The 9,408-nt window shown below is 73.7% G+C and carries 6 protein-coding genes; 5 read left to right on the forward strand and 1 reads right to left on the reverse strand.

Features of this window, described 5'->3' with window-relative positions; genetic code table 11:
- The 5 genes from ACFQLX_RS15825 to ACFQLX_RS15845 all read left to right on the forward strand — a co-directional run.
- Positions 1–1,386: non-ribosomal peptide synthetase (locus ACFQLX_RS15825; protein ID WP_386415539.1), on the forward strand; the 1,386-nt coding region annotated here is incomplete at its 5' end.
- Between the two features lie 39 nt (positions 1,387–1,425).
- Positions 1,426–4,596: a non-ribosomal peptide synthetase gene (locus tag ACFQLX_RS15830; RefSeq protein WP_386415541.1), complete on the forward strand. Its 3,171-nt coding sequence runs from the start codon at positions 1,426–1,428 to the stop codon at positions 4,594–4,596.
- Positions 4,593–5,372 carry a thioesterase II family protein gene (locus ACFQLX_RS15835; protein ID WP_386415543.1) on the forward strand — a complete coding sequence of 260 codons (780 nt, stop codon included), beginning with the start codon at positions 4,593–4,595 and terminating at the stop codon, positions 5,370–5,372. The genes ACFQLX_RS15830 and ACFQLX_RS15835 overlap by 4 nt, the downstream gene beginning before the upstream one ends.
- On the forward strand, positions 5,369–6,631 hold the full coding sequence (locus ACFQLX_RS15840; protein ID WP_386415545.1) for a cytochrome P450: 1,263 nt from the start codon (positions 5,369–5,371) through the stop codon (positions 6,629–6,631). The genes ACFQLX_RS15835 and ACFQLX_RS15840 overlap by 4 nt, the downstream gene beginning before the upstream one ends.
- Positions 6,624–8,057, forward strand: a complete 1,434-nt coding sequence (locus tag ACFQLX_RS15845) for a condensation domain-containing protein (RefSeq protein WP_386415547.1) — start codon at positions 6,624–6,626, stop codon at positions 8,055–8,057. The genes ACFQLX_RS15840 and ACFQLX_RS15845 overlap by 8 nt, the downstream gene beginning before the upstream one ends.
- 27 nt (positions 8,058–8,084) lie before the next feature.
- Here ACFQLX_RS15845 and ACFQLX_RS15850 read toward each other — a convergent pair whose 3' ends face one another.
- Positions 8,085–9,407, reverse strand: coding sequence for an MFS transporter (locus ACFQLX_RS15850; protein ID WP_386415549.1), 1,323 nt, complete (start codon positions 9,405–9,407; stop codon positions 8,085–8,087).
- Position 9,408 lies beyond the last annotated feature (1 nt).

Raw genomic sequence — 9,408 nt, forward strand, 5'->3', positions numbered from 1 at the left:
ACCTCCGGCTCCACCGGCCACCCCAAAGGCGTCCAGATCACCCACGCATCCCTCGGCAGCACGCTGGCCGCCTTCGCGGCCCCGCTGGAGGTCGGCCCCGGGCGGCGGACCCTGCAGTGCGTGTCGTTCAGCTTCGACATCTCCGTCCTGGACACCCTGGCCACCCTCACGCACGGCGGCACCCTCGTCATCGCGGCCAAGGACGAGGTGTCCTCGGCCGAGCGGCTGGCGTCCCGGCTGCTGGCCGACCGCATCCGGACGGTGGTACTGCCGCCTTCCGTGCTCGCGACCCTCCCGGACCGGGAGTTCCCGGACCTCGCCGTGGTGGTCTCCGGAGGAGAGGCGTGCCCGCCGGCGCTCGCGGCCCGCTTCGCGTCCCGGCACCGTTTCATCAACGGATACGGCCCGACCGAGACCACGATCGGCGCCACCTTCTTCCCAGTCCCCCCGGACATGCGGGACGTGGCCCCGGTGCCCATCGGGAGGGCCGTGGAGGGCGTGTCGCTGTACGTCGCGGACGAACTGGCGCAGGCGGTGCCGGAGGGAGCGACGGGCGAGATCTGCATCGGCGGCGCGGGGGTCGCCCGCGGCTACCTGGACCGCCCGGCGCTGACGGCGGCGGCGTTCGTCCCGGACCCCTTCTCCGGTGTGCCGGGCGCGCGCATGTACCGCACCGGAGACCTCGGCCGGATCCTCCCGGACGGGAACCTGGAGTTCCGCGGCCGCGCCGACCGGCAGGTCAAGATCCGCGGGTACCGCGTCGAGTTGAACGAGATCGAGCAGGCGCTGGAGCGCCAACCCGAGGTCGGCCAGGCGGCGGTCGTGGTCGCGGAGGCCGCACTCGTGGGCCCGCAGGTCCTGGCGTTCGTACGGCCTACCGGGGACGGGGCCGCGGACGCGCCCACCGTGTCCGGCGGCACGCTCAGGCGCCGGCTCGCCGGCGAGCTGCCCGATTACATGGTCCCCAACTCCATCGCCCTGGTGCGGGAGTTCCCGCTGACGGCGAACCACAAGATCGACTACGAGGCGCTGCTCTCCCAGGACTTCGCCCCGCGCAGGCGCGACCGGGTTCCCGTGCCGGCCGGCACGGCGGTCGAGAAGGACCTGCTGCGGATCTGGCAGGACGTGCTGGGGCAGCAGGAGATCGGGATCCGGGACGACTTCTTCGAGCTGGGCGGCCACTCCCTGCTCGCCGCCCAGCTGGTCGCCCGGATCGAGAAGTCCCATGGCGTGCGTCTGACGCTCGAGACGCTGCTGGCGCACGGCCGTACGGTCGAGGACCTCGCCGGCGCGGTGTCCCGGGCGACCTGCGGCGCCGGCACCCGCCCGCGCATCACCCGTATCCGGCGCCCTTCCCGGCGCACAGCGCCCGGCGCACCCGGCTGAGGGCGCTCTTCCGACGAGGCACCAGGTGAAGGAGTGGGCATGGAGCTCACCGAGGAGGAGTTCGCCGTCCCGGCGTCGTACTCCCAGCGGCGGCTGTGGTTTCTCGAGCAGATGGAGGGCGGTGGCGCCGCCTGGAACATCCAGGCCGTGCTGCGGCTGCGCGGCGTCCTCGACCCGGAGCTGCTGCGGTCCGCGGTGAACGCGGTCGTACGGCGCCACGAGGCGCTGCGTACGACGTTCACCGCCCAGGACGGCGACCCGCTCCAGGTGGTGCGGGCGTGGTCCGGCATCGAGCTGGAGACCGTGTCGTGCGACGGCGGCGGCGACCCCGCGGCCGCCGCGGACACCTGGCTCTCGCAGGCCTGGCAGCGGCCGTTCGACATCGAGGCCGGGCCGCTGTTCCGCGCCGCCCTGCTGCGCCTCGGCGAGCAGGAGCACCGGCTGGCCCTGGGCCTGCACCACCTCATCGCCGACGGCTGGTCGCTCCAGATCCTCTACCGGGAGGTGGTCGAGAACTACCGGCGGCTGCGCAACGGGGAACAGCCCCTCGGGGAGGATCTGCCGATCCAGTACCCGGACTTCGCCGTCTGGGAGCGGGAGAACCTCACGCCGCAGACGCTTGAGCCGTCCATGGAGGTGTGGCGGCAGCGGCTGAAGGGCGCGGGGGACGGGACGGAACTCCCCGCCGACCGGCCCCGCAGCGCCGACACCGCCGCCCGGGGCGCCATGCTGCTCGCCGCGCTGCCGGGAGACCTGGTCGAGGACATCCGCGCCTATGCGGCGAAGCGGGGCGTCACCGTCTTCATGGTCCTGCTGGCGGCCTTCGACACCCTGCTGCACCGCTACTCCGGTCGCACCGACGTCATGGTCGGCGTCCCGGTGGCCAACCGCGCCCAGCCCGGACTCGACGAGCTGGTCGGCTGCTTCGTCAACACCCTCGTCATGCGCGGCGACCTCGACGGCGACCCGACGTTCGAGGAGCTGCTGGCCCGGGTCCGGGAGGTGTCCCTGGAGGCGATCGAGCACCAGGAGGTGCCGCTGGAGTGGCTCGTGGAGGAGCTGCGTCCGCACCGCGACCGGGACCGGCAGCCCTTCTTCCAGACGGTGCTGCACCTGGCGGAGGTGTCGCTGGGGAGCGTCCGCCTCGACGGACTCGACGTCGACGTGGTGCGCATGGACACGCAGGCACCCGGCGTCGACCTGGCCCTGACGCTCGTACCGACCGACTCCGGTCTGGCCGCCGCCTGGGAGTACGACACCGCGCTCTTCGACGCCGAGAGCATCGAGCGCATGCAGGTGCACTTCCGCACGCTGCTGGAGGCGGCCGTCGCGGACCCCGGGCTGCGGCTGTCGGAACTGCCGATGCTGGGGGAGGCGGAGCACGGTGCGCTGGTCGCCCCGGGTCCCGCGGCCACGGCCGATCCGCCGCTGCTCCACGAGGTGTTCGCGCGGTGGGCGCGGGAGCGGCCCGACGCGACAGCGGTGAAGAGCGCCGGGGAGACACTCACCTACGCCCAGACCGACGCCCGCGCCGAACACCTCGCCGCACGCCTACGCGCACACGGCATCCGCCCCGACCACCGCGTCGCCGTATGCCTCCCCCGAACCACCGACTGGATCGTCGCCATCCTCGCCGTACTCAAAGCCGGCGGCGCCTACGTCCCCCTCGACCCCCAATACCCCACCCCACGCCTGCAGTACATGCTCACCGACTCACACGCCACCGCACTCATCGGCACCGGCACCACCGCACACCACCTCGCCCACACCACCCACACACCCCTCATCCCACCCCACACAGACACCGACCACCCCCCACACACACCCACACACACTCCAACCCCCACCCCCGACAACCTCGCCTACGTCATCTACACCTCCGGCTCCACCGGCCACCCCAAAGGCGTCCAGATCACCCACGCATCCCTCGCCGCGGTCCTCGCCGCGCAGCGGGCCCGACTGCCGCACGGCCCCGAGGACACGGTGCTGCAGTTCTGCTCGCCCAGCTTCGACGCCTCGGTCTTCGAACTCGCGCTCGCCGTCGGCGCCGGCGCCTCCCTCGCCCTGGGCTCCCCGGACGAACTCGTCCCCGGTGAGCCGCTGGCCGCGCTGATGCGCCGGCACCGGGTCACCTCCTGGACGGCCCCGCCGTCCGCCATCGCCGCGATGGGCGAGGCGGAGGTGCCGAGCCTGCGGGTGGTGATCGGGGCCGGCGAGGTGCTCACGGCCGGGACGGTCCGGCACTGGCTGGGCCAGGCGCGGTGCTTCAACCTCTACGGCCCCACCGAGGCGACCATCTGGTCCACCGGCCACGAGGTCCGTACGCCGGACGCCGACGGTCCCCTGCCCATCGGCACCCCGATCCCCGGGTGCAGCGCACTGGTGCTCGACGCGCACCTGCGCCCGGTGCCGGTCAACGTGGTAGGCGAGCTGTACGTGGGAGGCGTCGGAACGGCCCGCTGCTACCTCGGCCGGCCGGGGCTGACCGCGGAGCGCTTCGTGCCCGACCCCTGGTCCCGGGAGCCCGGCGGCCGGCTCTACCGGACCGGCGACCTCGCCCGGCGGCGCTCAGACGGGGAGTTGGTGTTCGCCGGACGGGCGGACGACCAGGTCAAGATCCGCGGTTTCCGTGTCGAGCCGGGCGAGGTCGAGTCCGCGCTCACCGCACACCCCTCGGTGCGCGAGTGCGCGGTCGTGGCCCGCGAGGACTCCCTGGGCGCCGTCGGACTCACGGCCTGCGTCGTACGGGAGCCGGCCCGGCCGGCGGTGGCGGCGGAGGAGCTGCGGGCTCACCTGGAAGGGAGGCTTCCGGCGCACTTCCGGCCCGCCAGCTACCTCTTCCTGGACAGCCTGCCGTTCACCAGCAACGGGAAGGCGGACCGGGCCGCGCTGGCCGCACTGCTCGCCGAGGCGGGCGACGGCGGGGAGTCCGCCGGCGCGGACTACGAGGCGCCGCGCACCCCGCTGGAGGAGATCATCGCGGACATCTGGCGGGAAGTCCTGGACGTCCCGCGCATCGGCGTCCGGGACGACTTCTTCGAAAGGGGCGGGCACTCCCTGCTCGCGGCCCAGGTCATCGCGCGCCTCAAGGCCGCGAGCGGCGTGAACGTCTCGATCCGGCTGCTCTTCGAGCACCGGGTGCTGGCGGACCTCGCGGAAGCGGTCATGGAACTCGCCCTCGGCGAGGAGCAGCAGGGCGGCGGCCTGTGAGTCCGACGGCACCCTGGCTGATGGAGTGGCCGGCCACGGAGGCGGCCGAGCGCGTGCTGGTGTGCTGCCACCACGCGGGCGGCGGGGCCAGCCAGTTCCATCGCTGGCAGGAGCGGCTCGGGCCGCGTACCACGGTGCTGGCACTGCAGCTCCCCGGACGCCAGAACCGCTGGGGCGAACCCCCGCTGCTCGCCATGGACGAGATCGTCGCCGAGGCGTGCGAGGCCCTCCTGCCCCGACTCGACCTGCCCTTCTCGCTCTTCGGCCACAGCATGGGCGGGCTGGTGGCGTACGAGCTGGCCCGGCGCCTGGGCACCGGGCACGCCCGGTGGCCGCAGCGGCTGATCGTCTCCGCGTCGCGCCCCCCGGACCGCCGGCAGGTCGATCTGGACCTGCGCCGCTACGACGACGCGCAGGTCGTCCGGCGCTTCGTCGACGACGGCACGCTGCCCCCCTGGGTGGTGGACGACACCGAGGTCCAGACGCTGCTGCTGCCGCCGCTGCGCGGGGACTACGCCGTGTGCCACGACTACCGCCACCGGCCGGGCCCGCCGCTGCCCTGCGCGATCACCGTGTGCGGCGGGGCCGACGACGACGGCGTCGGCCCCGCCGACCTGGAGGGGTGGCGGGCGTACGTCTCGGCACCGTACGAGCGGCGGATGTTCCCCGGCGGCCATCTGTTCCACCTGGACCCCGGGTCGGGGCTGCTCCCCTACCTGTCCGGGCTGCTGGCCGCCGACCCCGTCGGCGAGGAGCCCCGGGAGGTGGTGGGATGACCGGGACGACCGAGGTGGCGGCGTACGGCCCGGCGGATCCCGAGCGCGTGGATGTCGCGGATCCCCGGCTGCACCGCGACGACGTGCTGGCCCCGGTGTGGCGCTGGCTGCGCCACCACGACCCGGTGCGGTGGAGCGCGCACCCCAGCGGGGGCGGCTACTGGTCCGTCACCACCCACGCCGAGGCCGTGCAGGTGCTGCGCGACAGCAGGACGTTCTCCTCGGAACGCGGCATGCGCCTGGGCGGGGATCCCCGCGCGGCGGCGGCGGCTTCCCGCAAGATGCTCATCGTCACGGACCCGCCCCGGCACGGCGCCGTCCGGCGCATCATCGCCTCGGCGTTCGCCGCGCGTACGGTGCGGCGGCTTGAGCAGAACATGAAGGAGACGGTCACCGCCGCCCTGGACCGGGCCCTGGAGCAGGGCGCCTGCGACTTCGTCGAGATCGCCGCCATGCTCCCCGTCTCCGTCATCTGCGACCTGCTCGGAGTCCCCCGCGCGGACTGGGACTTCATGCTGGACCGCACCACAGTGGCCTTCGGCGCCGTCGACGAGCACGGAAGCCCGACCGCCGCCGCCGTGGAGGCTCACGCGGAGATCCTGGTGTACTACGCGGAGCTGGTCGCCGAACGGCGGCGCCGGCCCCGCGAGGACGTCGTCACCGCGCTGGTGCGGGGTGAGGTGGACGGCAGGGCGCTCACCGACGAGGAGATCCTCCTCAACTGCGACGGGCTGATCTCGGGCGGCAACGAGACCACCCGCCACGCCGCGGTGGGCGGGCTCCTCGCCCTCGCCGCGCATCCCGACCAGTGGCAGGCGCTGCGCGGCGATCCCGGCCTGCTGCCCACGGCCGTCGACGAGATCCTGCGCTGGACCTCGCCGGGCGCGCACACGCTGCGCACCGCGGTCCGCGACACCGAACTCGCCGGCCAAAGGATCGGGGCGGGGCAGTCGGTCGTGGCGTGGGGGGCCTCGGTCAACCGGGACGAGTCGGTGTTCGACGAGCCGGACGAGTTCCGTCTCGACCGGAGGCCCAACCGCCACCTCACCTTCGGCCACGGCGCCCACTACTGCCTCGGCGGCGCCCTGGCGACAAGTGAACTTCGGGTGCTCTTCGGCGAGTTGAGGCAGCGGGTGGCGGAGGTCGAGGTGGCGGGTCCGGTGCGCAGGGTGCGGTCCAACCACATCGCGGGATACGAGGAGGCCGTGGTCGCCCTGCGGCCCGCGGCCGGGGACGGGAAGCGGGTACGGCATGGGTGACACGGGTACGTCCGCGGGAGTGTCCGAGGCGCGCATCGCCTTCGAGCAGAGGCTGCTGGCCCGCGCCGCGGCCGGCCGGCGGGGCGGCCCGGCTGCCGAAAGCCGGCGGCGGCCCGACGTCGTACCGGCGAGCTTCGGACAGGAGCGCATGTGGCTGTCCGACTGGCTGGATCCCGAGGCGTCCACGGAGAGCACGGTCTTCGTCATCGGCCTGCGGGGCGACCTCGACGTCGCGGCGCTGCGCGCCGCCGTCACCGACCTGACCCACCGCCACGAGGTGCTCCGCACGGTGGTCGGGCCCGGGGACGGCGGGCTCGTCCAGCGGGTCCTGCCGCCGGCGGAGGTCCCGCTGCCCGCCGTCGACCTGCCCCCGGGCGCCGGGGCCGTCGAGTCCTTCGCCCGCGAGCAGTTGCTGCGCAAGCTCGACCTGGCCGCGGAGCCACCGGTGTCGTGGTCGCTGCTGCGCCACGCCGCGGATGAGCACGATCTGGTGCTGCGCATGCACCACATAGCCGCCGACGGCTGGTCGGAGGGCGTACTGAACCGGGATCTGTCGCTGCTCTACCGGGCCCGGGCGACCGGGAGGCCGGCCGCTCTGCCCGAACTGGCCATGCAGTACGCGGACTTCTCGATCGGCCAGCGCGAGAGGCAGTCCGGTGCCGCGCTGGAGCGGGGCCTGGCGTACTGGAGGCAGCGGCTCGCCGGGGCGCCCACGACGGTACCGCTGCCCTTCGACCGCGCGCCCGGGCACGACACCGCGCTGGAGTCGGGCACCGCCTTCGCCGGCATACCGGGCGACGTGGCGGACGGGCTCGAGAAGGCGGCCGCCCTGGAGGGAGCCTCCGGCTACATGGGGATGCTCGCGGCCTTCGCGGTCCTGCTGTGGCGCGGCTCGGGCCAGTGCGACCTGGTCATCGGATCACCGGTTGCCGGCCGCGAACTGCCCGAGACCGAGCAGCTGATCGGCGTGTTCACCAACACCCTGCCGATGCGGGTGCGCATCCGGCCCGAGGAGTCCTTCCGCGGGCTGCTGCGCCGCGTCAGGGAGGGCGCCCTGGACGACTTCGCGTACGGCGAGGTCCCCTTCCAGCGCATCGTCGACGCGGTCAGGCCCGCCCGTACGCCCGGCCGGCTGCCACTGGTGCAGGTGATACTCCAGCTGGACAACACCGGGTTCGCGGAGCCGGAGTTCCCCGGCGTCGACGTCTCCTACCGGCAGCTCTTCGCGGAGAAGTCCGCGCTGGACCTGACCGTGAGCCTCGGACGGCGCGGCCGGGACTACGGCGCGGTGTGGAAGTACCGCTCCGGGCTGCTGGCGGAATCCACCCTGCGGATGCTCCAGGACCGCTTCGTGGACGTCATGCGGCAGGTGGCCGCGCGGCCCGGCACACCGCTGGACGCCCTCGGCCTGCCGGGCGCGCGCTGACCAGGGGCCCCCGGTCGGGGGATTCGGTCAGGGCGCCGCCGCGCTGACCGCGGGCTCCGGTTCGTCCGCGTCCGGCAGCTCCCGCTCCAGCCGCCGCACCGACCTGAGCAGGCAGGTGGCCGCGACCACGCCCGTCAGAAGCACCCCGGACAGCAGGAACACCATGGCGATCCCGCCGCTGGTGCCCGTTCCGGTGAGCCGCACGACGGTGTCCGGCAGCGGCCCGCCGGCGTCCGCCAGCGGTGTGCCGACGTAGGCGGCGACCGGACCGGCGAGGGCGAAGGCGACGGGGTCGGCCGACCAGGCGAGCAGCCGGCGTACGGAGAAGACCCGGCCCTGCAGGCCGGTCGGGGTCTTGCGCTGCCACAGCGTCGTGGTGGCGGAGTTGGTCACCGCGTAGCCGCCCAGTACGCCGAACATCCCGACCGCCAGCAGCAGGGGCGCGGCGTGGCCGACGCCCATGACCAGCAGCAGCACGCCGTGCAGGACCGCCACGGCCAGGACGGCGCGGACGAGGCGGCGGGGCTGGCGGGTGAAGCTCATGACGCCGCTGACGACGATCATGCCGACCGCGCCCGCGGCGTTGACGGCGCCGAGCGTCGACGGCGGGTTCGAGCTGAGCACCAGGGGTGCGAGGAGGACGAGCGCCACCTCCATCATCAGGTTGTAGAAGGCGAAGAAGACGAGCAGGCCGAGCAGCCCGGAGCGCTGCCTGATGAACCGCCAGCCCTCCGCCATGTCGGCGCGCATCCTGCGGGGCGGGGCGTCCTTCGCCCGGACGGGAGGGATCGCGGGCCGCAGCCGGTAGGAGTGCAGGGTGGTGGACAGTGCGACGCAGAAGGTCCCCAGGTCGATCAGCAGCAGTCCGTTGAGGCCGAGCACCCCGTACAGGGCACCGCCGAGCAGATCGCCGAAGACCATGCCGCCGGCCTCGGCGACGCTCTCGCGGCTGTTGGCCCGGCCGAGGTCGTCCTTGGAGACCAGCTGCGGCACCAGGGCGGAGAAGGCCGGGAACTGGAACGCCTTGAACACCGAGCCGACCGCGACCAGTACGTAGACGTGCCACAGCCGCAGCATGCCCGCGGAGTTGAGCGTGAGGACGGTCAGCGGCACCACGGCGGCGGCCGTGTCGCTGAGCAGCATCACCAGGCGCCGGTCCCAGCGGTCGACGAGCACCCCGGCGAACGGCAGCGTGAGCAGGCCGGGCAGCGAGCCCGCCAGGATGAGGGTCGCGAACGCGGTCGGCGACCCCGTCCTGGTGAAGACCCACACGCCGATGCCGAAGGTCGTCATCGCGGTGCCGATGAGCGAGGCCGCCTGCCCGGACCAGATCAGGTTGAAGACGCGCACG

Source organism: Streptomyces polyrhachis (assembly GCF_042663125.1).
GTDB lineage: Bacteria > Actinomycetota > Actinomycetes > Streptomycetales > Streptomycetaceae > Streptomyces > Streptomyces polyrhachii.

What these genes read in the sequence shown, in the direction of transcription:
- ACFQLX_RS15830 (WP_386415541.1), top strand. Translation starts at nt 1,426, where the DNA reads ATGGAGCTCACCGAGGAGGAGTTCGCCGTCCCGGCGTCGTACTCCCAG.
- ACFQLX_RS15840 (WP_386415545.1), top strand. Translation starts at nt 5,369, where the DNA reads ATGACCGGGACGACCGAGGTGGCGGCGTACGGCCCGGCGGATCCCGAG.
- ACFQLX_RS15845 (WP_386415547.1), top strand. Translation starts at nt 6,624, where the DNA reads ATGGGTGACACGGGTACGTCCGCGGGAGTGTCCGAGGCGCGCATCGCC.